Raw genomic sequence first — 26,362 nt, forward strand, 5'->3', positions numbered from 1 at the left:
AGCCGCTCCTCTTGCCCGCTGGACAAGGTCTCCGGGGACGGACGTCCCACCTCCCAGTGGACGCCTTCCCCGGCGGTGGCGCAGCAAGGACGGTCAGCTGTTGGCCCAGATTTGGCGGGGTGCAGAGAATCGGCCCCGCTGCGCGGCCCACGTTTTACCTTCCAGGCTAGTCATTTACCTTCCGCCGGTCCCGTTCGCGCCGCATTCTTTGCCGCCACGACGGCATCGAACACCTCGCGCTTGGGAAGGCCGGTCTCGGCGGCGACGGCGGCGATGGCCTCCTTGCGGCGCTCCCCCGCCTCCTCCCGGACGTGTACGCGGCGCACGAGCTCCTCGGGGCCGAGGTCCTGCGGGCCGGTCTCGGGGGCGCCCTCGACGACGATGGTGATCTCGCCGCGTACGCCGTCCGCCGCCCACGCTGCCAGTTCTTCCAGGGGTCCGCGCCGGACCTCCTCGTACGTCTTGGTCAGCTCGCGGCAGACCGCGGCGCGGCGGTCCGCGCCGAGGATCTCGCTCATGGCGGCGAGGGTGTCGTCGAGGCGGTGCGGGGCCTCGAAGTAGACGAGGGTGCGGCGCTCGTCGGCGACCTCGCGCAGCCGGGAGCGGCGTTCGCCGGGCTTGCGGGGCAGGAAGCCCTCGAAGCAGAACCGGTCCACGGGCAGGCCGGAGACGGCGAGCGCGGTGAGCACCGCGCTGGGGCCCGGCACGGCGGTGACCTTGACGCCGCGTTCGACGGCGGCGGCGACCAGCCGGTAGCCGGGGTCGGAGACCGAGGGCATGCCGGCGTCGGTGACGAGCAGCACGCGGGCGCCGCCTTCGAGGGCGTCGGCCAGCTCGGGGGTGCGGGCCGCCTCGTTGCCCTCGAAGTACGACACGACGCGGCCGGTCGTGTGCACGCCGAGCGCCTGGGTCAGGCGGCGCAGCCGCCGGGTGTCCTCGGCGGCGATCACCTCGGCCGCCGCCAGTTCGGCGGCGAGCCGCGGCGGGGCGTCCGCGACGTCGCCGATGGGCGTCCCTGCAAGTACCAGCGTTCCAGTCACGCCCCCATCCTCCCAGCCGTACGGCGCGGCGCGTCCCGGTGGCGGCTGCCGCACGCGGCTCACCGGCCCCGTACGCCCCGCCCGTACCGGTCCTGCGGTCCCGGCCGCGCGGCCCCCGCGTTCCGCACAGGCCGCTTCCCTACGATGGGCCGGTGACGAGTGACACCGCGACAGACGCAGACCGCGCCGAGGAGGAGCTCGCCGGGCAGCCCCGGCGGTGGCAGCGCAGGCTGCGCCGGTTCGGCTACGCCGGGCAGCCGCAGGCCGACGCCCGCGAGCGGCTGGTGCCGGCGTTCCCCGTACCGGGGACGCGGGTGTGGACGGTGCTGGGCCTGGGCCCGGCCGCCGCGGGCCGGCTGGCGCGCTGGTCGGGCTGGGGCGGTCCGCTGCTGGTCGCGCTCTTCGCCGGCCTGCTGCGGTTCTGGAACCTGGGCAGCCCGGCGAAGGTGATATTCGACGAGACGTACTACCCCAAGGACGCCTGGTCGCTGCTCCAGTACGGGTACGAGGGCACTTGGGCGAAGAACGCCAACGACGCGCTGGTGGCGCACCCCCCGGAGATCCTGCTCTCGCCCGAGCACTCCTACGTCGTCCATCCGCCGCTGGGCAAGTGGATGATCGCGCTGGGGGAATGGGCGTTCGGGATGAACCCCTTCGGCTGGCGGTTCATGGTGGCGCTGCTCGGCACCCTGTCGGTGCTGATGATCTGCCGCATCGGTCGCCGGCTGCTGCGCTCCACGGCGCTGGGCTGCCTGGCGGGGCTGCTGCTGGCGGTGGACGGGCTGCACTTCGTGATGAGCCGTACCGCGCTGCTGGACCTCATCGTCATGTTCTGGGTGGTGGCGGCGTTCGGCTGTCTGCTGGTGGACCGGGACCGCACCCGGGCGCGGCTGGCGGCGGCGCTGCCGGTCGGCGCGGACGGCCTGGCCCGGCCGGACGAGTCGGTGGGCGACCGGCTGCGCCTGGGGTGGCGGCCGTGGCGGCTGGCGGCGGGGCTGTGCCTGGGGCTGTCCGCCGCGAGCAAGTGGAACGGCCTGTACTTCCTGGCGGCGTTCGCCGTGCTGTCGGTGCTGTGGGACGTGGCCGCGCGGCGCACGGCCGGTGCCCGGCACCCCGTACGCGCGGTGCTGCGCCGGGACGTGGCGCCCGCGTTCGTCTCGACCGTCGTGGTGGGCCTGGCCGCGTACCTGGTGACGTGGACCGGCTGGGTGGTCACCAAGGGCGGCTACCACCGCGACTGGGCCACCGCCACGCCGGAGGGCCGGGCGGGCGGCTGGCAGTGGCTGCCGGACTGGCTGCGCAGCCTGTGGCACTACGAGACGGAGGTCTACGACTTCCACAAGGGCCTGTCCACCCCGCACACGTACCAGTCCAACCCCTGGAGCTGGCTGGTGCAGGGCCGCCCCGTCTCGTACTTCTACGAGGACCCCAAGATGGGGCAGGACGGCTGCAAGGCGGCCGAGGGGTGCGCACGGGAAGTGCTCGCGCTGGGTACTCCCCTCCTGTGGTGGGCGGGCTGTTTCGCGATCCTCTACATGCTCTACCGCTGGCTGTTCAAACGGGACTGGCGGGCGGGCGCCGTCGCCTGCGGCATCGCGGCGGGCTATCTGCCGTGGTTCCTGTACCAGGACCGGACGATCTTCCTGTTCTACGCGGTGGTGTTCGTGCCGTTCGTGTGCCTGGCCCTGGCCATGATGATCGGCGCGATCCTCGGCCCGCCGGGGTCGGGCGAACGGCGGCGCGCGGCCGGCGCGGTCGGCGCCGGGGTGCTCGTCCTGCTCATCGTCTGGAACTTCATCTACTTCTACCCGATCTACACGGGCCAGCCGATCCCCAAGAGCGCCTGGCACAACCGGATGTGGTTCGACACCTGGGTCTAGGACCTGTCGCAGGGGCGACACGGCCGGATTCCGTACGCCGAAAGCGCCGTCCGCGCAGGGACGGCGGTCATACTTGACCGTCATCGAACGATGCCGGTCAATGCCGATCGTCGCCCCGGCGCCCCGGACGGCCGGGGAGGAACCGCAGTTGAGCACCCCGAAGATCGTGTACGTCATCGGGCACAACAAGCCGGAACAGGTCGGGGGCCACGGTGCGCCGCGTACCGTCGCGTCCGCCTGCAAGGAGCTGGCCCTCGCCGCGTTCCTCGACATCGAACAGGCCAGGGTGGTGGCCGAGATCCGGGGTGAACGGCAGCAGCACCCGGGCCTGACCTGGCAGGAGAGCAACAATCCGCTGCTCGGCAACGCGACGGGCCGCCAGGCCACGACCGAGGTCGACGGGCGCAGGACCGTGGTCTTCCGCGTGACGGCGGTGGAAGTGGTCCCGGGGCAGCGCCGACCCCTGTCGCGGCAGCCGGCCACCTGAGGCGCCGCGTGCGGCGCCCGCGTCGCGCGCGGCACAGGGCCGAGACTCACCCCGGCACCCCGTGTCCCATAGAGTGCGCTGCACGTTCTTGTGTGCGTGCTGAAGAACGAGGATTCGGGAGGGGATCGGCGACATGCGCCGTGAGGTGAGGTACGGGCTGATCGGCGGGGCGGTGGCCCTGGTCCTGGGTGGCGTCGGCGGCTACACGCTGCTCGGCGGGTCCGGTGACGGCGATCCGGCCCAGGAGGTCCGCGCGGCCCGGGACGGCAAGCCCGGTGACGGAGCGCCCGAGGTGAAGTCGGGACCGCTGTCCGCCGCGGAAGTCACCGGCACCGCGGGGAAGTTCCTCGACGCCTGGAAGGCGGGCGCCGCCGACCGGGCCGCCGCCCTCACGGACGACGCGAAGGCGGCCGCCGCCGGCCTGGCCGCGTACCCGAAGCAGACCCACTTCACGGACCTGAAGCTCACCCCGGGCAAGGCCACCGGCGACAAGGTCGCGTACACGGTCGCCGCGCAGATCTCGTACAAGAACCTGAAGGCGCCCGTCTCGTACGGCACCTCACTGACCGTCAAGCGCGACAAGGTGACCGGCGAGCCGCGGGTCGCCTGGGCGCCGAGCATCCTGCACCCGAAGCTGGGCAAGGGCGACGTGCTGCGGACCGGCGAGGCCGAGGCGCCGCCCATCAAGGCCGTGGACCGCAACGGCGCCGAGCTGACCAAGGAGGCGCACCCGGCGCTGGCCGGGGTGCTGGACAGCCTGCGCGACAAGTACGGCAAGAAGACGGACGGCAAGCCCGGCGTGGAGCTGTCCGTCCACCGGGCTGCCCGTGACAAGGCCACGCAGCAGCCCGACGAGACGCTGAAGGTGCTCTCCAAGGGCACGCCGGGCACCCTGAAGACCACTCTGGACGCCACGGTGCAGGCCGCGGCGGAGAAGGCGGTCAAGGGCAAGCCGAAGGCGTCGGCGGTCGCCCTCAAGCCGAGCACCGGCGAGATCCTGGCCATCGCCAACTCCCCGGAGAAGGGCTTCAACACGGCCACCCAGGGCTCGCTGGCGCCCGGTTCGACGATGAAGGTCGTGACGGCCTCGATGCTCATCGACAAGGGCCTGACGGCGCCGGGCAAGCCGCACCCGTGCGAGAAGTTCGTGACGGTCGGCGGCTGGAAGTTCCAGAACCTGAACAAGACCGAGATCAAGAACGGCACCTTCGCGCAGAGCTTCGCCGCCTCCTGCAACAACGCCTTCATCTCCATGGCGCCCAAGCTCGCGGACGACGATCTGACGAAGCAGGCCCGCGACGTCTTCGGCATCGGCCTGAACTGGCAGACCGGCATCCCGACCTTCGACGGCGCGGTCCCGGTGCAGAGCGACGCGCAGATGGCCGCCTCGCTGATCGGGCAGGGCGGGGTGCGGATGAACCCGCTGACCGTCGCCTCCGTCGCCGCGACCGTGCAGAACGGCGGATTCCACCAGCCGTACGTCGTCGCGCCCGCGCTGGACGGCCGGGCCCTGGCCAAGGCGCCGCGCGCGATGAAGCCGGACACCGCGTCCGCGCTGAAGTCGCTGATGAAGCTGACCGCCACGTCCGGCACGGCGGCGGAGGCGATGTCCGGGCTCAGCGGTGACATCGGCGCGAAGACCGGCTCGGCCGAGGTCGACGGGCAGGAGAAGCCGAACGCCTGGTTCACCGCCTACCGCGGCGACATCGCGGCGGCCGCCGTCGTCCCGGCCAGCGGCCACGGCGGCTCGAACGCCGGGCCGGTCGTCCGGTCCATCCTGTCGGCGGGCTGAGCCCCTCCGACTCGGGGCGACCTGCCGGGGCCGTCTCCCGGGGCGGCCTCCCCCGGCCCCCGGGGTGATCTCCCCCACCCCGCCCGCGCACCATCGCATGGCCCGTACAGCTACAGCTAGCGTGCGGGCCATGCGCCCTTTCCCGTACGGTCATGAAGCCCCCCGCCCACCGGCCCCCGGCGCCGCCCCCGGAGTCCCGGCCCCGTACGCCCGGAGCCGGGCGGCCGACGTGCGCGAGCGCGCCGCATGAGCCCCCTGGTCGTCGCGGCGGTCCTGACCGCCGCCGTCACCCATGCCAGTTGGAACGCGATCGCGCACCACATCGAGGACCAGCTCATCGCCTTCACGCTGGTCGGCGGCGGCGGGGCGGTCTGCGGCGCGGTGCTGGCCTGCTGCGCGCCGCTGCCCGCGCCCGCCGCCTGGCTCCCGCTCGCCGGCTCCACCGTGCTGCACATCGTCTACCAGGTGCTGCTGATGCAGTCCTTCCGGATGGGCGAGTTCGGGCAGATGTACCCCATCGCGCGGGGCACCGCGCCGCTCGCCGTCACGGTCCTGGCCGCCGTCTTCGTCGGGGAGGTGCCCGACGCCTGGGCGCTGGCCGGTGTGGTGCTCGCCTCGGCGGGCCTGGTCGGTCTGGCGCTGTGGGGCATCCGGGGCTCCGGTACGAGACCGCACTGGCCGGCCATCGTCGCCGCTCTCGCCACCGGGCTGGCGATCGCCTCGTACACGACGGTGGACGGCATCGGCGTCCGCGCCTCCGGCACCTCGCTCGGTTACATCGGCTGGCTGATGGTCCTCGAAGGCGTGGCGATCCCCGTGTACGCGCTGGCCACCCGGCGCCGGCTGCTCCTGACCCAGCTACGTCCGGTGGCCGTGCGCGGCGCGGCCGGCGGGGTGCTGTCCGTCTTCGCCTACGGCCTGGTCCTGTGGGCCCAGACGCGGGCCGACCTGGCGCCGATCGCCGCGCTCCGCGAGTCCTCGATCATCGTGGGCGCGGCCATCGGCACCCTGTTCTTCAAGGAACGTTTCGGCGCCCCGCGTCTTGCCGCGGCGGGGCTGATGGTCGCGGGGATCGCGCTGATGCTGCGCTAGCGCGGTCCGTCCGGTCCGCCGTGCAGCGCCCGGCTCAGGGACGTGTTGGCGATCAGGATGCCGCCGTCCACCGGGAGCGTGACGCCGGTGATCCAGGCGGCGTCGGAGGAGGCCAGGAAGGCCACGGCGGCGGCGATGTCGGCGGGACGGCCGACGCGGCCCAGGGGGTACTCGGCCGCGGCGCGCTCCAGGGCTTCGGGCCGGTCGCCCCAGTTGGGGGTGTCGACCGTGCCCGGCGCGACCAGGTTGACCCGTACGCCCCGGCCGGCCGCCTCGCCCGCGAGGGTGCGGGTGAGGGAGGCCAGGCCCGCCTTGGCGGCGCTGTAGGCGTGGTTGCCGAAGTCCTGCTCGGCGTTGACCGAACCGACGCTGACGATCGCGCCGCGGCCGCCGGCGGCGGCCAGATGGGGCAGGGCGGCGCGGGCGCAGCGGAACGCGCCGTTGAGGGTGACGTCCAGGTCGCCGGCCCAGTCCTCGTCCCGCTGGCCGTCGAAGAGCGGGGCGTCGGGGGTGCAGCGGCAGGCGTTGTTGACCAGCACGTCGAGCCCGCCGAAGCGCCGCACGGCGTGCGCGACGGCCGCCTCGACGGCGGTGCGGTCCGCGACGTCGCAGGCGAGTGCCTCGGCGGTGCCGCCGCTGTCGCGTACCTCGGCGCCGTCCCGGATGCCGGCCGCCGCCCGCTCGGCCCGCTCCCCGTCCAGGTCGGTGACCAGGACCCGCGCGCCTTCGGCGGCGAGCCGTCGGGCGGTGGCCTCGCCGATGCCCTGGCCGGCGCCGGTGATCAGTACGCGGTAGCCGTCGAATCGCCTCATGCGCCCACCTTGGCGCATGCGCCCCACGGGCAACAGGGGGCGTCGGCCGTGCCCGGCCGGTACCGCACGCCGGGCCGGCACCGCGAGCCAGACCGGTGCCGGGCGCCGGGCGCCGGTTCAGTACCGCTTCGGTGCGGGCTTCGGCTTCTCGCCGCGTACGGACGGCTGGTCCGCGTTGACCTCCTCGGCGCTGCGGTCCCGCTCGTTGTTCAGCGGCTTCGGCTTGTCCTCGTCGGGCCCGGCCTCCCGGGGGTCCGTCAGCTTGCGCTCGTCGCCCATGTCCGCTCCTTGGCGTGTGGATCGAAGTGGCTCGTCAGGGCGTACGGGTGCCCCGGGAGCCACGTGCGACACGTGCGCCCCACGCTCAGCCTTCCAGCGCCGCCCGCAGCGCCCGTACGAGTGCCTGGGCCCGCGGGTCGGCCGTCACGTTCTGCTGCATCCCGTTGGTGACGTAACCGAGGGCGGTGCCGGACTCGGGGTCGGCGAAGGCCAGGCAGCCGCCGCGGCCGGGGTGGCCGAAGGAGCCGGGGCCCAGGAGGGGCGCGGCGGAGCCGTGCAGCATGTGGCCGAGGCCGAAGCGGGTGGTGACCACGAGGGTGCGGTCGGGGCCCGCGGACTCCTCCGTTCGGGCCAGGGTGAGGGTGGCGGGCGCGAAGAGGCGGGGGTGGCCGTCGACGGGGCCGATGAGCGCCGCGTAGCAGCGGGCCAGGGCGCGGGCGGTGGCGATGCCGTTGGAGGCGGGGAGTTCGGCGGCGCGGTAGGCGTCGGCGTTCTCGTCGGGAGCCGGGGTGATGGCGCCGAAGGCGCGCCGGGTGAGGGAGGCGGGGTCGCGGTAGGCGTCGGTGACGCTGCGCTTGGGGCGGACGCGCAGTCCGGCCGCGGCGGGCGGGGCCGGTGCCTCGACGTCGGCCAGGCGGCCGGTGCGGGCGAGCGCGTCGGCGGGTGCGCCGACCCACAGTTCCAGGCCGAGGGGTCCGGATATCTCGTCGGCGATCCAGGTGCCGATGGTGCGGCCGGTGACCCGCCGTACCAGTTCGGCCAGCAGCCAGCTGTAGGTCTGGGCGTGGTAGCCGTGCTCGGTGCCGGGGGTCCAGGCGGGGGCCTGGGCGGCGAGGGCGGCGGGGCCGCTGACGCCGTCGACGGCCTGTTCCGGGGTGAGCGGGGTGTCCAGGACCGGCAGTCCGGCGCGGTGCGAGAGGAGGTGGCGGACCAGGACGCGTTCCTTGCCGGCGGCCTTGAACTCGGGCCAGTACGTGCCGACGGGCGCGTCCAGGTCGAGCAGGCCGCGCTGGTGCAGCAGGAGCGGGACGATGGCGGCGACGCCCTTGGTGGCGGAGCGGATGACCTGGGCGGTGTCCGCCTCCCAGGGCGCGGCGCCGTCCTCGGGGCCGTCGGCGTCCCGGCTGCCGCCCCACAGGTCGACGATCTTGCGCCCGTGCCGGTAGACGGCGACAGCCGCGCCGCGCTCGCCGCGCCGCGCGAAGTTGGCCGCGAAGGCGTCCCGGACCGGCTCGAAGCCGTCCGCGACCGTGCCCTGGACGTCCACCACTGTTTCCCGCTTCCCACTCATCCGTCGCGTTTGTGACCTATCAATGGTGCAACGCGCGGATCAGTGCTGGTGACCAGGGGCGGCGGCGGACGCGGTGTGCGGGGGTGCCGTCAGGGCGTGGGGATCGTCACAGAGCCCGGATCGAATCCGAAGGGCAGTTCGAGTCGGTGCGCTGCCATCAGTTCGGTGTCGCTCAGCAGGCGCTGGGTGGGCCCGTCGGCGGTGATGACACCTTCGGACAGCACGACGGCGCGCGGGCACAGTTCGAGCGCGTACGGCAGGTCGTGCGTGACCATCAGCACCGTCACGTCCAACGCCCGCAGGATGTCGGCCAGTTCACGGCGGGAGGCGGGGTCGAGGTTGGAGGACGGCTCGTCCAGGACGAGGATCTCGGGGCGCATCGCGAGGACGGTGGCGACCGCGACCCGGCGGCGCTGCCCGAAGGAGAGGTGGTGCGGCGGGCGGTCGGCGTAGTCCGCCATGCCGACGCGGCCGAGCGCCTCGGTGACCCGCGCCGCCAGTTCGGCGCCGCGCAGCCCGGCCGCCGCGGGCCCGAACGCGACGTCCTCGCGGACGGTGGGCATGAACAACTGGTCGTCGGGGTCCTGGAAGACGATGCCGACGCGGCGGCGGACCTCGGCGAGGTGGTGCCGGGTGACGGGCAGCCCGGCGACCGTGACCGTGCCGGCGCCGGGCGTGAGGATGCCGTTCAGGTGCAGGACGAGGGTGGTCTTGCCGGCGCCGTTGGGGCCGAGCAGGGCGACCCGCTCACCGCGGGCTACGGTCAGGTCGACGCCGTAGAGGGCCTGGTGTCCGTCGGGGTAGGCGTAGGCGAGCCCGGCGACCTCCAGGGAGGGCACGGGCACGGGGGCTTCCGGGGGCGGTACGGGCGCGGTGGTGACGGGCGAGGTCGCGGGGTCGTTCAAAGGGTCCATCCCAGCAGGCATACGGCGAGGGCGGCGGCGGGCAGGGCGGCGGCGCGGGTCCACTGGGCGCCGGTCGCCGCGGCGGCGTCCGGTACGGGCAGGGTGCCCGTGTAGCCGCGGCTGACCATGGCCAGGTGGACGCGTTCGCCGCGTTCGTAGGAGCGGATGAACAGGGCGCCGGCGGACTTGGCGAGGACGCCCCAGTGGCGGACGCCGCGCGCCTCGAAGCCGCGGGAGAGGCGGGCGACCCGCATCCGCCGCAGTTCGTCGGCGATGACGTCGCCGTACCGGATCATGAAGGAGGCGATCTGGACGAGCAGCGGCGGCATCCGCAGCCGTTGCAGGCCGAGCAGCAGGCCGCGCAGGTCGGTGGTGGCGGCGAGCAGGACGGAGGCGGCGACGCCCAGCGTGCCCTTGGCGAGGATGTTCCAGGCGCCCCAGAGTCCGGGCTCGCTCAGCGCCGTCCCCAGGATGTGGACGCGGGGCCCGGTGGCGACGAACGGCATCAGGACGGCGAAGGCCACGAACGGCACCTCGATGAGCAGCCGCTTGAGCAGGAACCCGGCGGGCACCCGGGCCGCCGCGGCGACCGCGGCGAGCAGCAGCGCGTGGAGGGCGAAGGTCCAGACGGCGGTGCGCGGGGTGGCGACGACGGTCAGGACGAAGCAGAGCACCGCCGCGATCTTGCAGTGCGGTGGCAGGGCGTGCACCGGCGAGTGCCCGTGCCGGTAGAGCTTGTGGGCGTGCCCGGCGCTCATGTCAGGCCGATCCCGGGCTGTGCCGCGGCGGCGCCGGGGCGTCCCCGGCGCCGGTTCCGGGCCTGGCGGAGGCAGCGGTGTCGGTCCCGCCGTCGTCCCGGGCCGCGCCGCGGCGGCGCCGTACGACGAAGAAGACGCCGGTGCCGACGGCGAGCGTCGCCCCCACCCCGATCACTCCGGCGAGCCCGCCGGAGATCCGCGGGTCCGCGATGTCCTTGACGCTGTAGTCGGCCAGCGGCGAGTCCTTCGCGGCGTGCTCCTCGGCCTTGGCGTCGATGCCCTGGTCCCCGGCGACCTTCTCCAGTCCGTCCGGGCTGGTGGAGGCGTAGTAGCTGACGCCGCCCGCGCAGACGAGCGCGACGGCGACGCCGGCCAGCCAGACGCGGCGGGCGGAGCGCCGGGCACCGGCGGGCCGCGGACCGGCGCCGGGCGCCGCCGGCGGCACGGCACCGGGCTCCCCCGCTCCCGCCACGGGCCCGGCCAAGGGGGAAGTCCGCAGCCGGAGCGGCTCGGCCGGCCCGCGCGCCCCGTACACGAGGTCGGGGCGCACGGCGAGGACCGCACCGACGGTGAGTGCGGTGATGGCGGCCTCGCCGATGCCGATGAGGACGTGCACGCCGGTCATCGCCGCGAAGACGGTGCCGATCGGTACGTGGGTGGTGCCGCCCAGCGCGTACAGCCCGGTGAAGGCGGCGGCCGCGGCCGGTACGGACACCACGGCGGCCACGAAGGACGCGGCCGTGACCGAGCGGCGCCCGCGCGGCAGCACCTTGACCAGGCCCCGGAAGATCCCGTACGCGACGAGGACGGTCACCACCGCCATGTCGGTGATGTTCACGCCGAGAGCGGTCAGCCCGCCGTCCGCGAAGAGCACGGCCTGCATGAGCAGGACGACGGAGACGCAGAGCACGCCCGTGTACGGGCCGACGAGGATGGCGGCCAGCGCGCCGCCCAGCAGGTGCCCGCTGGTCCCGGCGGCGACGGGGAAGTTGAGCATCTGGACGGCGAAGATGAAGGCGGCGACCAGCCCGGCGAGGGGTGCGGTGCGCTCGGCGCCGAGTCCGGCGTGCGGTTCGGGGCCGCCCAGTTCGCGGCGGGCGCCGCGCAGGCTGACGGCGACGGCGGCAGCGGCGAGAACGCCGGTGGCGGCCGAGACGGGGGCGTCGATGAATCCGTCGGGTACGTGCATGAGGGTCTCCGCTCAGCCGCGCGATCCCTTCATCGTGGCCGTACTGCAAACGGGTCGCAAGAGCGCTCGGGGCGCGAAACGGCGACCGCGCGTCACCCCCACAGCAGCAAAAGGTGGCGAAGCGGGGCATTGGCGCAAAGGCTTGGTCCATGACCACGGCCGCCGCGCAAGCCTCCGCCCCCGAAGCGCGCAGCACCCCGCCCGCGCTCAGCCGCCGCCGTACCAACCTCGTCTTCACCACGATCGTGCTCGGCATGCTGCTGGCCGCCCTGGACCAGACGATCGTGTCCACCGCGCTGCCCACGATCGTGGCGGACCTGGGCGGCGGCGGGCACATGGCGTGGGTGGTGACGGCGTACCTGCTGGCGGAGACCGTCGCGACGGTGCTGGTCGGCAAGTTCGGCGACCTGTTCGGCCGGAAAATCATTTTCCAGGTCAGCGCGGTGGTCTTCGTCGGCGGCTCCGTCCTGGCCGGCGCCTCGGCCTCGATGCTGATGCTGGTCGTGGCCCGCGCCGTGCAGGGCATCGGCGGCGGTGGCCTGATGGTCACCGCGATGGCGCTGATCGCGGACGTCATCCCGCTGCGCGAACGCGGCAAGTACCAGGGCGCGCTGGGCGCCGTCTTCGGCGTGACCACGGTCGTCGGGCCCACACTGGGCGGCCTGTTCACCGACCACGCCTCCTGGCGCTGGTGCTTCTACGTCAACATTCCCATCGCGATCGTGATGGTCGTGATGGCCGCGCGTACGGTGCCGGTCGTCCGGGCCGCGGTCCGCCCGGTGATCGACTACATCGGCATCGTGCTGGTCGCGCTGGGCTCCTGCGGCCTGGTGCTGGGCCTGGAGTGGGGCGGCAACGAGTACGCCTGGGGCTCGCCGGTCATCATCGGCCTGTTCGTGGGCTCGGTGGTGCTGCTGGCGGCCTTCGTCTTCGTGGAGCTGCGGGCCAAGGAGCCCATGCTCCCCATGCACCTGTTCCGCAATCCGGTCTTCACCGTCTGCTCGGTGCTCAGCTTCATCGTCGGCTTCGCGATGCTCGGCGCGATGACGTACCTGCCGACGTACCTCCAGTTCGTCGACGGGGTCTCGGCGACCATGTCGGGCGTGCGGACGCTGCCGATGGTCGCCGGGCTGCTGGGCACCTCGATGCTCTCCGGCGTCGTCGTCAGCCGCACCGGCCGCTACCGGGTCTTCCCCATCGTCGGTACGGGCGTGATGGCGCTCGGCCTCTACCTGATGTCGACCATGGGCGCGGACACCGGCGTCTGGCTCGAATCCCTGTACATGTTCGTGCTCGGCCTCGGCATCGGCCTGGCGATGCAGGTGCTGACCATCGCCGTGCAGAACACGGTCGACTACCACGAGCTGGGCTCGGCGACCTCGGGCGTGACCTTCTTCCGTACCCTCGGCTCGTCCTTCGGCACGGCCGTCTTCGGCACGCTCTACAGCAACCGCCTGGACCCCAGCCTGAAGGCCGCGCTGGCGAAGTCCCCGGGCGTGCCGCCGGAGGCCGCGGCGAGCCCCCAGGCGCTGCACCGGCTGCCCGAAGCGCAGGCCAGGCCGGTGATCGACGCGTACGCGGAGACCGTCAACCACGTCTTCCAGTGGGTGGTGCCGGTCGCGCTGGCCGGGTTCGTGGTGGCGTGGTTCCTCAAGGAGGTGCCGCTGCGCGACAGCGCGCGGGCGGCCGCCGGCGACCTCGGCGAGGGCTTCGCGGCGCCCGATTCCACCGACTCCGACCAGCAGTTGGAGCGTGCGGTGGCGCGGGCGATGCGCAAGGCGGAGGGGCCGGTGAGCCTGGAGGTGCTGGCCGCGTCCGGCAGCCCGCTCACGCCCGGCCAGGCGTGGGCGCTGGGCCAGATCCACTGGCGTACGCGTATCCACGGTGAGACGTCGCTGACGGCCGTCGCACAGGCGCACCGGATGCCGGACGAGGTGCTGGAGCCGGTCTTCACCCGGGTGGTGTCCTCGGGGTACGCGCGGTACGGGGACGGCGGGCGGCTGGAGCCGACCGAGGCGGGCCGCGCCGAGATCGACCGGCTGATCGTCGCCTGGCGCACGTGGCTGGACGAGCGGCTGGAGGGGTGGACGGCGGAGGACCCCGAGGACCGCGCCCGGCTGGCGCGTGCGCTGGACAACATGGCGGCGCGGCTGCTGGACGAGGACACGTCGCACCGGGAGCGGACGGCGGTCTGACGGCGGTCCGGGAGCGGGAACGCGCCAAGGCCGTCCAAGTGTCCAGCGGCGTCCTGGACGGGGTCCTGGCCCGGAGTTAGGTTGCCGAGGCAACCACTCAGCCCGTGTGAGGAGCCGTCGACCGTGGCAGCAGCCGTTCAGGGCACCTGTGCCCCCGAGTTCGAGAACGTACGGGCCGAGTTCGCGCGCAACTTCACCGAACGCGGCGAGGTGGGCGCCGCGCTCGCGGTGTGCCTGGACGGGGAGACCGTCGTCGACCTGTGGGGCGGGCACGCGGACGCCGACGGCACCCGCCCGTGGGAGCGCGACACGCTGGTCAACGTGTACTCGACGAGCAAGGGCATGACCGCCCTGTGCGCCCACCTGCTCGCCGACCGCGGCGCGTTGGACCTGGACGCGCCGGTCGCCCGCTACTGGCCGGAGTTCGCGCAGGCCGGCAAGGGCGAGGTGCCGGTGCGCTGGCTGCTCTCGCACCGCGCGGGCCTGATCGGCCCCCGGGAGCGGCTGACGGCCGAGGACGTGTACGACTGGGAGAAGACCTGCGCGGTCCTCGCCGCCACCGAGCCGTGGTGGGAGCCGGGCACGGCCCAGGGCTACCACGCCGTCACCTTCGGCTTCCTGGTCGGCGAGGTCGTCCGCCGTGTCACCGGGGTCTCGCTCGGCACCTTCCTGCGTACGGAGATCACCGAACCGCTCGGCGCCGACCTGTACATCGGTACGCCGGCCTCGGAACACGGCCGCTGCGCCCGGTTCATCGGCCCGGACGGCGACGGCGTCCTCAGCAGCGCGTTCCCGGGCGTGCCGGACGGGGCCGTACGGTCCCTGGACTGCCACCCGTTCGCCCCGCTGGCGCTCGCCATGCGCCATATGCCCACCGGGGACGTGAACAGCGCCGCGTGCCGTTCGGCCGAGGTCCCCGCCGCCAACGCCAACGCCACCGCGCGCGGCCTGGCGGCGGTCTACCGCGCGCTGGCCGACGGCGAGCTGGTCGGCCCCGGCACCCTCGCGTCCCTGCGGGAGCGGCAGAGCCGTCCCGGCGAACGCGACCTGGTGCTCGGCGCGTTCGCGCAGGAGGCGCTGCCGTTCGCCTGGGCCTGCGGCTACATGCTCAACGAGGCGCACTACTTCGGCCCGAACCGTACGGCCTTCGGCCATGGCGGCGCGGGCGGCTCCCTCGCCTTCGCCGACCCGGAGAGCCGGCTGGCGTACGCGTATGTGATGAACAGGTTCGGCAGCGGTACGACGGGCGACGACACCCGCAACCTCGCGCTGGTCGAGGCGGTGTACGCGGCGCCGGGGCTGACCGGACGCGCCGCCTGAGGCCCCGCCGCCCGGGACGCGGCACACGCGCCCGGCACGCGCACACGGCCCACGGACACGGCCCGGCGACCGGCCCCGTTCCGTACGGGACCCGTCGCCGGGCCGTGTCCCGCGCGCCCGCCCCGTCCCCACGGGGCGGCACCGCCGGTACGGGCGCGCCGCTCACGTGACCGCCCCGGGGCCGGTCACGCCTCGGCCGTCACACCGTGGTGAGTTCCGGCTTGCCGGCCGGTTCGGGCGCGAGGTGCTTCTGGAGCTGTTCGCCTTCGACGTCCACGTTGGGCAGGGCGCGCTGGAGCCACTTGGGCAGCCACCACGCCGCGCGCCCGAGGAGCGCGAGGACGGCGGGGACGAGGGCCATGCGGACCACGAACGCGTCGAAGAAGACGGCGACGGCGAGCCCGAAACCGATCATCTTGATCATGGATTCGGAGGAGCCGATGAAGCCCGCGAAGACCGAGATCATGATGACCGCGGCGGCCGTGACCACCCGCGCGCCGTGCCGGAAGCCGGTGACGACGGCCTGCCCGGGGCGCTCCCCGTGGACGAACGCCTCCCGCATCCGCGTCACGAGGAAGACCTCGTAGTCCATGGCGAGTCCGAAGACCACGCCCACCATGAAGATCGGCATCATGCTCATGACCGGGCCGGTCTGCTCGACGCCGAACAGGTCCGCCAGCCAGCCCCACTGGAAGACCGCGACCACCGCGCCGAGCGCCGCGACGACCGACAGCAGGAAGCCGAGGGCCGCCTTCAGGGGTACCAGGACCGAGCGGAAGACCACCATCAGCAGCAGGAAGGCCAGGCCGACCACCAGCGCCAGGTAGGGCAGCAGCGCGTCGTTGAGCTTCTCGGAGACGTCGATGTTCATCGCGGTGGTGCCGGTGACCAGTGCCTGCGCGTCGGCGTCCCGGGCGGCGTCGCCCGCCTTGCCGCGGATCTCGTGGACCAGGTCCTCGGTCTCGGTGCTGCTCGGCTTGGACTTCGGTACGACGTTCAGCAGCGCCGTGTCGCCCGCCTGGTTGAAGGTGGGCGGGGTGACGGCCGCGACGCCGTCCAGCTTGGCGACGGTCCCGGCGACCTGCGCGGCCGCCGCCTTCGGATCCTTGCCGCCCTGCCCGTCCACGACCAGCATCAGCGGGCCGTTGAAGCCCGGCCCGAAGCCTTCGGAGAGCAGGTCGTACGCCTTGCGCTGGGTGGTGCTGGTGGGCTGCGCGCCGTCGTCCGGCAGGCCCATCTCCAGCGAGCCGGCGGGTACGGCGATGACGCCCAGGCCGACGACTCCGGCCAGCAGCACCGCGACCGGCCGCCGCAGCACGAAGCGCGCCCAGCGGGTGCCCATGTTGGGCTTGCCGCCGTCGGCCTCCTCGGGGGCGGTGGCGCCCTTGCGCGCCTTGCGGCTCAGTACGCGCTTGCCCGCGAAGCCCAGCAGCGCGGGGATCAGGGTCAGGGCGACGAGGACGGCGACGACGACCGTGCCGGCCGCCGCGATGCCCATCTTGGTGAGCATCGGGATGTTGACCACGGACAGGCCCACCAGGGCGATGACGACGGTCAGTCCGGCGAAGACCACGGCGGACCCGGCGGTGCCGGTGGCCCGCCCGGCCGCCTCTTCCCGCTCCCGGCCCTCGGCCAGTTCGGAGCGGTAGCGGGAGACGATGAACAGCGCGTAGTCGATGCCGACGGCGAGGCCGATCATCATGGCGAGGGTGGAGGTCGTACTCGACAGGTCCAGCACGCTGCCGAGCGCGGTGATGGACGAGACGCCGATGCCCACCCCGATCAGCGCGGTCAGCAGCGGCAGGCCGGCGGCTATGAGGGCGCCGAAGGTGATGACGAGGACGACGGCGGAGATGACGATGCCGATGATCTCGGTGGCGCCGGTCTCCGGCATCGCCTGGAGCGCGTTGCCGCCGATCTCGACGGTCAGTCCGGCGTCCCGGCCGTGCTGCGCCGCGTCCTTGAGCGCGTCGCGCGCGTCGTCCTTCAGCTCGAAGCCGGAGACCTTGTAGGTGACCTGCGCGTAGGCGATCCTGCCGTCCTGGGCCACGCCCTTGGCCAGGTACGGGTCGGAGACCGAGGCGACCTGGGGCGAGGAGGACTTCAGCTCGCCGACGACCTTCTCGACGGCCTTCTTCTGCGCCGGCGCGGTCACCTGCTGCCCGTCGGGCGCCTTGAAGACCACGCGCGCGGTGGCGCCGTCCGCCTTGGTGCCGGGGAAGCGTTCGCCCAGCAGGTCGAAGGTCTTCTGCGACTCCGTACCCGGTACGGAGAAGGAGTCGGCGGCGGGCGAGGACGCGGTGGCGGCGCCGACTCCGGCGACGGCCAGCAGCGCCACCCATATGAGAGCGACGAAGCGGCGTCGCCGGAAGGCGAACCGTCCGAGTTTGTAGAGGAATGTGGCCACGAGAAGGGGCGCTCCCGTCGGGATGAGGGACGTACAAGGGCGTACGGAGCCGGCCCGACGACGAGAGCGGCGCGTCGAGTGCTGCCGTGATGGGGGGAGTTGGGGACGGCGGATGTCCGGCCGGGGGGGGCGGCCGGACCCGGTCAGACGCCTAGGGCGGGGAGGACCACGGCGTCGACGTAATCGGCGAGGAAGGCGCGGTTCGGCGGCCGGTCCTCGATGAGCTGCTGGGCGACGAAGGCGCCGATCAGCATGTGCGGTACGTAGGCGAGCGCGGGGCGGTCGGCGGGGATCTCGCCGCGCTCGACGGCGCGGGCGAGCATCCCGTCCATCCCGGAGAGGTCCGGATTGACGAACAGGTCGCGCAGCGCCCGGTGGAGGTCGGGGTTGTCGTGCGCGGCCCGTACGAGGCCCCGCAGCAGCGCGCAGTCGCGTTCCCTCTCGCAGTCGTCCGCGCGGGAGACCATGGCGTGCAGGTCGCCGCGGAGGCTGCCGGTGTCGATGCCGGCGACCTGGACGGGCTTGTGGTGGTGGAGCGCCTGGGCGACCAGTTCCGGCTTGCCCTGCCACTGGCGGTAGAGGGTGGCCTTGCTGGCGTGGGTGCGGGTGGCGACGGCGTCCATGGTCAGGGCGTCGTAGCCGACCTCGCGGAGCAGGTCGAGCACGGCCGCGTAGAGCTCCGCCTCGCGCTCGGGGGTCAGCCGGCTGCGGCCCATGGCGGCACACCTCCTCACGACTTCATGTGAACGAAACGGTTTCGTACAGCTTCGGTACGGCTCGACCGTACCCCCGGCCCCAGCGAAACGGAAACGTTTCGATGGTGGCGTGTGTCACGGGAACACGCGCCCGGCCGAGTTGCCACCGTCCGCGCTCGCCGAAAGCATGGGGGCGTGAGTGACGGCGCGTATCTCCGGTTCCCGCATCTCCACGGCGAGATGCTGTGTTTCGCCGCCGAGGACGACCTCTGGGTGGCACCGCTGACGACCGAGGGCGGCAGTACGCCACGGGCCTGGCGGCTGACGGTGGACCGCACCCGGATCAGCCACCCCCGGATCTCCCCGGACGGCAGAAACATCGCCTTCACCACCTGGCGCAGCCTCGACCCGGAGATCCACCTCGCCCCGGTGGAGGGCGGCCCGGCCCGCCGCCTCACCTATTGGGGGAGCACCGACGCCCGGGTCTGCGGCTGGACCCCCGACGGCCAGATCCTGGCCGTCTCCTCGCACGGCCAGCCCTTCTCGTACTACTCCTGGGCCTACAGCGTCCCCACCGACGGCAGCCCCGGCGGCCGGCTGCCCTGGGGCCCGGTCTCGGACATCGCGGTCGCCGACTTCGCCGCGGACGGGCACCGGCTGGAAGGCGACGGCCATCCGTACGGGCACGTGGACGACGGGGACGGCCCCGGGAACGGTTCCGGCGGCGGCCACGACGACTCGGTGGACCGCAAGACGCTGCTGCTCACCGGCAAGCCGCCGCACGAGCCCGCCTCCTGGAAGCGCTACCGCGGCGGCGCGATGGGACGGATGTGGCTGCACGGCACCCGGCTCGTGCCGGACCTGCGCGGCCACCTGGACGCGGTGATGTTCGTCGGCGACCGGATCGCGTTCCTCTCCGACCACGAGGGGATCGCCAACCTCTACTCCTGCCGGCCGGACAGCACGGACCTGCGGCGGCACACCGATCACGCCGACTTCTACGCCCGGCACGCCGCCACCGACGGGCAGCGCGTCGTCTACCAGTGCGGCGGCGACCTGTGGCTGGTGGACGACCTGAGCCCGGGCGGCGCACCGCGCCGCCTGCGGGTGCGGCTCGGCGGCCCGCGCGCCGGACGCCGTACGTACCAGATCCCGGCCGGTTCGCACATCACCTCCCTCGCCGTGGACACCACCGGGCGGGCCAGCGCCGTCGGCGTCCGCGGCAGCCTGTACTGGCTCACCCACCGCGACGGCCCGGCGCGCACCATCCACGACGAGCCGGGGGTACGCGTCCGGCTCCCCGAGATGCTCGGCTCCACCGGCCGGATCGCCTACATCACCTCCGCCGAGGGCGACGACGCCATCGAGATCGCCGACCTGCCCAAGGCCGGCATCCCGCGCGACCCGCACCGCCTCGCGGCCGGCCGGCTCGGCCGCGTGCACGAACTGGTCGCCGCGCCGGACGGCGAACGGCTGGCGGTGGCGGCGCACGACGGGCGGCTGCTGCTCGTCGACGTCTCGGCCGACGGTGACGGCGAGGGCCGGGTCACCGAGCTGATCAGGTCCGACAACGGGCCCGTGCGGGACCTGGCCTTCTCCCCCGACTCGGGCTGGCTGACCTGGTCCCACCCCGGCATCGGCCGGACGCTGCGCAGCATCAAGATGGCCCGGCTGACCGGCGGCGACGGCGCCGGGAGCGGGGACGGGAACGGGGAAGGGGAAGGGGACGGGAACGGGGAAGGCTCCGCCGCCCGGACCGTCGTGGACGTCACCAACGGCCGCTTCGAGGACGAGCAGCCGGTCTTCACCCGCGACGGCCGCTACCTCGCGTTCCTGTCCTGGCGCGGCTTCGACCCGGTCTACGACGTGCACACCGGCGACCTGTCCTTCCCGCTCGGCTGCCGCCCCTACCTCGTACCGCTGTCCTCCGCCACGCCCTCCCCCTTCCAGTTGTCCGCCGACGGGCGGCCCGCGGCGGGCGGTCTGGACCCGGCGGAGGCCCCGGTGACGGCCGAGGGCACGGCGCTGGTGGAGGTGGAGGGGCTGGCCAGCCGGGTGACGCCGTTCCCGGTCTCGGCGTCGAAGTACTCGGCACTGCGTCCGGTCGCGGGCGGCGGGCTGGTCTGGCTGCGCTGGCCGATCTCCGGCGCGCTGGGCGAGACCTTCGCCAATCCCGACAACACCTCGGGCCAGCCCACGCTGGAACACTTCGACCTGGTCAAGGCCAAGCGCACCGAACTGACCGGCGCCATCGACTCCTACGCGCTCAGCGGCGACGGCACCCGGCTGGTCGTCAACGACGAGGGCGACCTGCGGGCGGTGCCCGCCACCGAGCCGCCGGACGCCGACTCGACCGTCCACCTGGACCCGCGGCGCATCCTGCACGAGGTGGACCCGCCCGCCGAGTGGCGCCAGGCGTACGACGAGGCCGGCCGGATCATCCGCGCGTACTTCTGGGACCCCGGGCTGTGCGGTGTCGACTGGGAGGCGGTGCTGGAGCAGTACCGGCCGCTGGTCGAACGGGTCGCCTCGCCCGACGAGTTCGCCGACCTGATGCGCGAGGTGCTGGGCGAGCTGGGCACCTCGCACGCGTACGTGACGGCGGGCAAGCGCAACGAGGGGCCGCCGCACTACCAGCGCGCGATCGGCCTGCTCGGCGCCAACTTCGTCTTCAAGGACGGCTACTGGGTGGTGCGGCGCATCCTGCCCGGCGACTCCTCCGACTCCCGGGCCCGCTCGCCGCTGGCCGGTACGGGCATCCGCGAGGGCGCCGCGCTCACACACGTGGACGGCCGCCGGGTCGATCCGGTGGCGGGCCCCGCCCCCCTGCTGTCCGCGGCCGGCGGCACCACCGTCGAGCTGACCTTCGCGCCGGCGGGCGGCGGCCCGTCACGCCGGGTCGCGGTGGTCCCGCTGATCGACGAACGGCCGCTGCGCTACCAGGACTGGGTGGCCAAGCGCCGCGAGGTCGTACGGGAGCTGAGCGACGGCCGGTGCGGCTATCTGCACATCCCCGACATGGGCGGCTCCGGCTGGGCGCAGTTCAACCGCGACCTGCGGATGGAGGTCTCACGGCCCGCGCTGATCGTGGACGTGCGGGGCAACGCCGGCGGCAACATCTCCGAGCTGGTCGTCGAGAAGCTGACCCGCACCATCGTCGGCTGGGACCTGACCCGCGACGCCCGGCCGGTCAGCTACGCCAGCAACGCGCCGCGCGGCCCGGTGGTCGCCGTCGCCGACGAGATGACCTCCTCCGACGGCGACATGATCACCGCGGCGTTCAAACTCCAGGGCATCGGCCCGGTCGTGGGCCTGCGTACCTGGGGCGGTGTGGTCGGGATGACCGGGCGGCACCGGCTGGGCGACGGTACGTACATCACGGTGCCGATGAACGCCGCCTGGTTCGAGGCGTACGGCTGGGGCGTGGAGAACCACGGCGTGGAGCCGGACATCGAGGCGCCGCGCTCCCCGCTGGACTGGGCCGAGGGCCGCCACCCGCAGCTCGGCGTGGCCGTCCGTACCGCACTGGACCTCCTGGAACGCCACCCCGCCGCGACGCCGCCCGACCTGTCCGACGTACCGGACCGGCGGCGTCCCCACCTGCCGCCCCGCAGCGGCTGAGCAACGCCCCCGCACGACAGGAGCACCTGCATGGGAACGCACATACGCACAGCGTCACTGACCGTCACCGCAGCGTTGACGGCCGGGCTCGTCACGGCCACGGCACCCGCCCACGCCGCCCCGCCGCCCGGCCGGGCGGGCCCGACCCACCTCCTCTTCGAGAAGAACCAGCGCGACCCGGCCGCGTCCCGGGTGCGCCTGGTGCGGACCGGCACCGGCAAGGCACTGGCCGACTACCGCGCCGGGTCCGGCCAGGGCGGCACGGCAGGCCGCGACGAATGCGTACGGAACAAGGGCTGGCTGCCGGACGGCACGTACCGGGTGCTCTCGCACACCACCCGCAAGAAGGGCGGGCGGGACGGCATCAACGGCTACGCGATCCACGTCGGCGACAAGGTGTGCCGGGACGGCAGCACCCGGCGCACCGCGCTGTTCCTGCACAGCGAGATGCGGTCGGACGGCGCCCAGGGCATCGCGGTGCCGGGCCGCGACAGTCCGTACCGCTGGGACGGCGACGGGGACTACCGCTCGCTGGGCTGCGTGAAGCTGGCCCCGGCGGACATCAAGAACCTCTTCGCGGCGGCGGAGCGGTACGGGTGGCCGACGTCGCTGAAGGTCGTCAAGTAAGCCTTTCCGCCCAGCGGTTGAGGGGTGCACCCGCCGGTACGGGTACACCCCTCAGGTGTGCGGTACGCGCTCTCAGCCCTCGAAGGTGTCCCGGGGGCCCCGCTCGGCGTCCGCGACCAGCCGGCGGCCCTGCTCCTCGCGGTCGCGGGCCTCCTCGCGGGCCTGCTGGGCGCGTCCGCTCGCCTCGTCCCTGCCCTGCTGCCCGCGCTCCTCGGCCTTCTTCCGGAGCTGCCGCCGCTTGTCCTCGAACTGGTCCTTGATGCCCGTGCTGCACTCCTGGTGGGGTGGTCGGGGGAAGGCACCGACCAGCCCGGCACGCGCCGGCACACCGCGCCTTTCGATCAACCGGCGGCGTCGGCGGCCTTCCTAGCGGTTCGCGCGCACCTTCTCGTCCGCCGCCCCGCCCGCGCCGACCAGCCCCACGCGCATCCCCTCCAGCCGGTCGCCGAAGCGGCGCATCTCACGCTGCCCCACCGTCCCGATGACGGACGGCAGGTAGCCGCGGACCGACTGCATGCCGCGCAGCCACCACTGCCCGTACACGTGCGACGAGCGGCGCTCGATGCCCGCCACGATCCGGTCCACGGCCGGGCTCAGCGGGTACGTCTTGTTCGACGGCCAGGGCAGCCGCCGGCGCAGCTCGCGCATGATGTCGTCCTGGTCGGCGCCGCGCACCATGTCCGTGTCGGTCCAGCTCAGATAACCGACGCCGACCCGTACGCCCTTGTGGCCGACCTCGGCGCGCAGGCTGTGCGCGAACGCCTCGACGCCGGACTTGGAGGCGCAGTACGCGGTCATCATCGGCGCCGGGGTGAGCGCGGCGAGCGAGGCGATCTGGAGGAAGTAGCCGCGTGACTCCGCCAGGACCGGCAGGAACGCCCGTCCCGTGACCGCGCCGCCGATGAGGTTGACCTCGATGACCCGCCGCCAGGACACCGGGTCGGAGTCCACGAACGGGCCGCCGGTGGCCACCCCGGCGTTGGCGACCACAATGTCCACCTTGCCGAAGCGCGCCTTGACCTCGCGCGCCACCTGGGCCATCGCCTCGTGGTCGGTCACATCGGCGTGCCAGTGCGCCGCCTCGCCGTGCATCGAGGCGGCGACGCGCGCCAGTTCCTCCGGCTCCAGGCCGACCAGGGCGAGCGTCGCGCCGCGTGCGGACAGTTTGCGGGCGAGGAGTTCGCCGACCCCGCGGGCCGCGCCGGTGACGACGGCGACCTGTCCCTCCAGGCTCCTGCGTGCGCTCATCCGGTCTTCTCCTTCGCTTCGGTGGCCGCCTCGGCACGGACGGCACGGGCCGGCAGGTGGTCCCGTACCAGCTCCCGGATGCGGCCGATGACCGCGTCGGGCTCCTCGATGGGCGTCATGTGCCCGGCTCCGGGCAGTTCGGTCAGCCCCAGGAAGTGGGGCAGTACGGAGGCCAGCCGCCGGGAGAGGACGATCGGGGTGAGCCGGTCGGCGGTGCCCGCGATGACGGCGGTCGGCACCTCCAGCCGGGCCGCGCCGCCGGTCAGATCCAGCCCCGCGAGGACCTTGCCCCACTTCGCCCGCGGCCGTACCTGGCAGGCGTGCACGATGCGCGCGCACGCCTCGACCTGCTCGGGCGTGGCGGCCGGCCCCATCGTGGCGTACTTCAGAATCCGCTTGGCGAGCGCGCTGACCGGTCCGAGCGGCGCCCGCGACCCGAGGACGACCTGGTGCGCGACGCGCCGGCCGCCCGGCGAGCGCAGCGGGATCACCAGGGACTCCGCCGTCAGGTTCGCGCTGCCGGTGCTGCACAGCAGGACGGCCGCGGCCCGCTCCCGGAACTCGGGGCGTTCGGCGGACGCCATCATCGTCATGCCGCCCATGGAGTGCCCGGCCAGCACCGCCCGCTCCCCCGGATCCAGCGCGGCGCCGAGGACGGCGGTCAGGTCGTCGGCGAGCGCGGTGGTGCTGTAGCCGCGGGGGCCCACCGCCGGGGTGCGGCCGTGCCCCCGCTGGTCGTAGAGCACCACCTTGTGGTCGGCGGCCAGGTCCCGGACCACCGGGGCCCAGAAGGCGGTCGAGCAGGTCCAGCCGTGCGACAGGACGACGGCGGGCGTGCCCGGGGCCTCCGACCCGTGGACCTCCACGTGCAGCCGGGAGCCGTCGGCGGAGGTGGCGGTCAGTTCGCGGCGCGGTGCGGGCGGCGCGTACCGCCCGCGGGTCATCGGGGTCGGTGCCATCACGCCACCGCCTTCGCCGCGTGCCCGGCCCGCTCGCCCGTACGGGGCGCCGGCAGGCGCAGCACTTCGTACTCCGCGAGGTCCACCTCCCGCGTCAGCTTCCGGAACTCGGCGGTCGTACCGGGCCAGGCCGTCGTGTTGCGGCCGTTGGCGTCCAGGTACCAGCTGTCGCAGCCGCCGGTGGTCCACACCGTGCGCTCCATCCGCCGCTGGATGCCGCGTGTCCAGGCGTGCACGGCGGACGGCCGGGCGTTCAGCGCGACCTTCCTCTTCCCGCCCAGCACGTCCAACTGCCGCAGGTAGTCGACCAGGTAGTTCAACTGCGACTCGATCATCAGGATCATCGAGCTGTTCCCCAGGCCCGTGTTGGGGCCGATGATGGTGAGGAAGTTGGGGAAGCCGGCCGCGCTGGCGCCGCGCAGCGACTCCATGCCGTCCTTCCACTCCTCGGCGAGCGTGGTGCCGTTGGCGCCGGTGACCCGGTGGGCGATCGGCATGTCGGTGACGTGGAAGCCTGTGCCGAAGACGATCGCGTCCGCCTCCGTCTCCGTACCGTCCGAGGCGACCAGCACGTTCCCCCGTATCTCCTTCAGCCCGCTCGCCACCACGTCCACATTCGGCTGCGTCAGCGCCGGGTAGTACGTGTTGGACAGCAGGATGCGCTTGCACCCGATGCGGTAGTCCGGTGTCAGCTTGGCCCGCAGCGCCGGGTCCTTCACGGCCCGCTTCATGTGCCCCTTGGCCAGGCCCTCGATCAGCCCGAGCTCGTTCGGGCGCTTGGTGAACGCGCTGACCTGCATCTCGCGGATGCCCCACAGCAGTCCGCGGCGCGCGACCCGGGTCGCCGGGACCCTGGTGTGCAGCCAGCGCTCCAGCCCGCTGATCCTCCGGTCCGCGCGCGGCAGCACCCAGGCCGGAGTGCGCTGGAAGAGGGTGAGCCGGTCCACGGTCGGCTGGATGGACGGCACGATCTGGATCGCCGAGGCGCCCGTACCGATCATCGCGACCCGCTTGCCGCGCAGGTCGTAGTCATGGTCCCAGCGCGCCGAGTGGAAGACCTTCCCCGGGAAGGAGTCCAGTCCGGGAACGTCCGGCACCTTCGGATCCGACAGCGGCCCGGTCGCCGAAACCACCACATCCGCCGTCAGGGCGCCCTTCGCCGTCTCCACCTCCCAGTGCAGTTCCTCCCCGTTCCACCGCAGGCTGCGCACCTCGGAGTCGAAGCGCAGGTGCGGCCGCAGCCCGAAGGTGTCGGTGACCCGCTCCAGGTACGCGCGGATGTGCGGCTGCCCGGAGAAGTTGCGCGGCCACTCGGGGTTGGGCGCGAAGGAGAACGAGTACAGGTGCGAGGGCACGTCGCACGCGCATCCCGGATAGCTGTTGTCACGCCAGGTGCCGCCCACCGAGCCGGCCCGCTCCAGGACCACGAAGTCGGTGATGCCCTGGCGTCGCAGCCGTACGGCCGCCCCCAGACCACCGAACCCCGATCCGATCACCGCCACCCGTACGTGCTCGTGTTCGCGCTCGGCCATGCCGCCGCCTCCCGAGTTCGACCGTCGTCGTCAGACCCTGCTCGATCGCGCCAGCAATCACTGGCACGATTGGAGGGTAGGACACGGACGTACCGAGCGGTAGGGGGTACGCGGCGGGAAGTTACCGCTGGTTGCACCTCGGCCGGGGCCCGGTGGGGCGACATAGGGTGAAGCCGTGGCAGAGAAAACGCACGGCGATCCCGGACCTCCCGCCGACCCCGGCACCCCCGCTC

21 protein-coding genes are annotated in these 26,362 nt (G+C 73.5%); 8 read left to right on the plus strand and 13 right to left on the minus strand.

Features of this window, described 5'->3' with window-relative positions; translation table 11 throughout:
• Nucleotides 1–170: 170 nt before the first annotated feature.
• A complete protein-coding gene (gene rsmI, locus ACZ4QV_RS09180; protein WP_361617590.1) occupies nucleotides 171–1,040 on the minus strand; it encodes a 16S rRNA (cytidine(1402)-2'-O)-methyltransferase in 870 nt (289 codons plus the stop codon).
• A 152-nt stretch (nucleotides 1,041–1,192) separates the two neighbouring features.
• On the opposite strand from rsmI, the gene ACZ4QV_RS09185 reads away from it, so the two are divergent.
• From ACZ4QV_RS09185 to ACZ4QV_RS09200, 4 genes are all read left to right on the plus strand, one after another.
• A complete protein-coding gene (locus ACZ4QV_RS09185; protein WP_361149783.1) occupies nucleotides 1,193–2,920 on the plus strand; it encodes a dolichyl-phosphate-mannose--protein mannosyltransferase in 1,728 nt (575 codons plus the stop codon).
• A 100-nt stretch (nucleotides 2,921–3,020) separates the two neighbouring features.
• Nucleotides 3,021–3,407 (plus strand): hypothetical protein, encoded by a 387-nt coding sequence (locus ACZ4QV_RS09190; RefSeq protein WP_361617592.1) that lies wholly within the window; start codon nucleotides 3,021–3,023, stop codon nucleotides 3,405–3,407.
• Nucleotides 3,408–3,540: 133 nt separating this feature from the next.
• Nucleotides 3,541–5,199, plus strand: coding sequence for a penicillin-binding transpeptidase domain-containing protein (locus ACZ4QV_RS09195; RefSeq protein ID WP_361617594.1), 1,659 nt, complete (start codon nucleotides 3,541–3,543; stop codon nucleotides 5,197–5,199).
• 246 nt (nucleotides 5,200–5,445) lie between these two features.
• Complete coding sequence (locus tag ACZ4QV_RS09200) at nucleotides 5,446–6,291, plus strand: DMT family transporter (protein ID WP_361149775.1); 846 nt, start codon at nucleotides 5,446–5,448, stop codon at nucleotides 6,289–6,291.
• On the opposite strand, the gene ACZ4QV_RS09205 is transcribed toward ACZ4QV_RS09200, so the two are convergent.
• The 6 genes from ACZ4QV_RS09205 to ACZ4QV_RS09230 form a co-directional block, all read right to left on the minus strand.
• Nucleotides 6,288–7,103, minus strand: coding sequence for an SDR family NAD(P)-dependent oxidoreductase (locus ACZ4QV_RS09205; protein ID WP_361149772.1), 816 nt, complete (start codon nucleotides 7,101–7,103; stop codon nucleotides 6,288–6,290). The genes ACZ4QV_RS09200 and ACZ4QV_RS09205 overlap by 4 nt on opposite strands.
• A 117-nt stretch (nucleotides 7,104–7,220) precedes the next feature.
• Complete coding sequence (locus tag ACZ4QV_RS09210) at nucleotides 7,221–7,382, minus strand: hypothetical protein (RefSeq protein WP_361149769.1); 162 nt, start codon at nucleotides 7,380–7,382, stop codon at nucleotides 7,221–7,223.
• A gap of 85 nt (nucleotides 7,383–7,467) precedes the next feature.
• Entirely contained in the window at nucleotides 7,468–8,673 is a 1,206-nt protein-coding gene (locus tag ACZ4QV_RS09215) for a serine hydrolase domain-containing protein (RefSeq protein ID WP_361149767.1), read from the minus strand.
• Nucleotides 8,674–8,762: 89 nt separating this feature from the next.
• Nucleotides 8,763–9,587 (minus strand): energy-coupling factor ABC transporter ATP-binding protein, encoded by an 825-nt coding sequence (locus tag ACZ4QV_RS09220; RefSeq protein WP_467762728.1) that lies wholly within the window; start codon nucleotides 9,585–9,587, stop codon nucleotides 8,763–8,765.
• Nucleotides 9,575–10,336, minus strand: a complete 762-nt coding sequence (gene cbiQ / locus ACZ4QV_RS09225) for a cobalt ECF transporter T component CbiQ (RefSeq protein WP_361149761.1) — start codon at nucleotides 10,334–10,336, stop codon at nucleotides 9,575–9,577. The genes ACZ4QV_RS09220 and cbiQ overlap by 13 nt, the downstream gene beginning before the upstream one ends.
• A 1-nt stretch (nucleotide 10,337) precedes the next feature.
• Nucleotides 10,338–11,525 carry an energy-coupling factor ABC transporter permease gene (locus ACZ4QV_RS09230; protein WP_361149759.1) on the minus strand — a complete coding sequence of 396 codons (1,188 nt, stop codon included), beginning with the start codon at nucleotides 11,523–11,525 and terminating at the stop codon, nucleotides 10,338–10,340.
• A 149-nt stretch (nucleotides 11,526–11,674) separates the two neighbouring features.
• Here ACZ4QV_RS09230 and ACZ4QV_RS09235 point away from each other — a divergent pair, with 149 nt between their 5' ends.
• Together ACZ4QV_RS09235 and ACZ4QV_RS09240 are read left to right on the plus strand one after the other, a co-directional pair.
• Complete coding sequence (locus tag ACZ4QV_RS09235; RefSeq protein WP_361149757.1) at nucleotides 11,675–13,720, plus strand: MDR family MFS transporter; 2,046 nt, start codon at nucleotides 11,675–11,677, stop codon at nucleotides 13,718–13,720.
• A gap of 123 nt (nucleotides 13,721–13,843) precedes the next feature.
• The gene (locus tag ACZ4QV_RS09240; protein ID WP_361588641.1) at nucleotides 13,844–15,040 is read left to right on the plus strand and encodes a serine hydrolase domain-containing protein; all 1,197 of its coding nucleotides are present in this window, start codon (nucleotides 13,844–13,846) and stop codon (nucleotides 15,038–15,040) included.
• Between the two features lie 199 nt (nucleotides 15,041–15,239).
• Here ACZ4QV_RS09240 and ACZ4QV_RS09245 read toward each other — a convergent pair whose 3' ends face one another.
• Nucleotides 15,240–17,447, minus strand: a complete 2,208-nt coding sequence (locus ACZ4QV_RS09245) for an MMPL family transporter (protein ID WP_361149752.1) — start codon at nucleotides 17,445–17,447, stop codon at nucleotides 15,240–15,242.
• A 143-nt stretch (nucleotides 17,448–17,590) separates the two neighbouring features.
• Nucleotides 17,591–18,163, minus strand: a complete 573-nt coding sequence (locus ACZ4QV_RS09250) for a TetR/AcrR family transcriptional regulator (protein WP_361617598.1) — start codon at nucleotides 18,161–18,163, stop codon at nucleotides 17,591–17,593.
• Between the two features lie 174 nt (nucleotides 18,164–18,337).
• On the opposite strand from ACZ4QV_RS09250, the gene ACZ4QV_RS09255 reads away from it, so the two are divergent.
• Both ACZ4QV_RS09255 and ACZ4QV_RS09260 read left to right on the plus strand, forming a co-directional pair.
• Nucleotides 18,338–21,763: a S41 family peptidase gene (locus tag ACZ4QV_RS09255; RefSeq protein WP_467762729.1), complete on the plus strand. Its 3,426-nt coding sequence runs from the start codon at nucleotides 18,338–18,340 to the stop codon at nucleotides 21,761–21,763.
• Between the two features lie 30 nt (nucleotides 21,764–21,793).
• Nucleotides 21,794–22,390, plus strand: a complete 597-nt coding sequence (locus ACZ4QV_RS09260; protein WP_361149746.1) for a L,D-transpeptidase family protein — start codon at nucleotides 21,794–21,796, stop codon at nucleotides 22,388–22,390.
• A gap of 72 nt (nucleotides 22,391–22,462) precedes the next feature.
• On the opposite strand, the gene ACZ4QV_RS09265 is transcribed toward ACZ4QV_RS09260, so the two are convergent.
• The 4 genes from ACZ4QV_RS09265 to ACZ4QV_RS09280 are packed head-to-tail and all read right to left on the minus strand — an operon-like array spanning nucleotide 22,463 to nucleotide 26,129.
• Entirely contained in the window at nucleotides 22,463–22,717 is a 255-nt protein-coding gene (locus tag ACZ4QV_RS09265) for a hypothetical protein (protein WP_467762730.1), read from the minus strand.
• Between the two features lie 39 nt (nucleotides 22,718–22,756).
• Nucleotides 22,757–23,638: an SDR family oxidoreductase gene (locus tag ACZ4QV_RS09270; protein WP_361149741.1), complete on the minus strand. Its 882-nt coding sequence runs from the start codon at nucleotides 23,636–23,638 to the stop codon at nucleotides 22,757–22,759.
• Nucleotides 23,635–24,597: an alpha/beta fold hydrolase gene (locus ACZ4QV_RS09275; RefSeq protein WP_361637872.1), complete on the minus strand. Its 963-nt coding sequence runs from the start codon at nucleotides 24,595–24,597 to the stop codon at nucleotides 23,635–23,637. Before ACZ4QV_RS09275 ends, ACZ4QV_RS09270 begins: the two co-directional genes overlap by 4 nt.
• Entirely contained in the window at nucleotides 24,597–26,129 is a 1,533-nt protein-coding gene (locus ACZ4QV_RS09280; RefSeq protein WP_361588651.1) for a flavin-containing monooxygenase, read from the minus strand. Before ACZ4QV_RS09280 ends, ACZ4QV_RS09275 begins: the two co-directional genes overlap by 1 nt.
• Nucleotides 26,130–26,362: the final 233 nt, after the last annotated feature.

Source organism: Streptomyces sp. NPDC026394 (assembly GCF_055567735.1).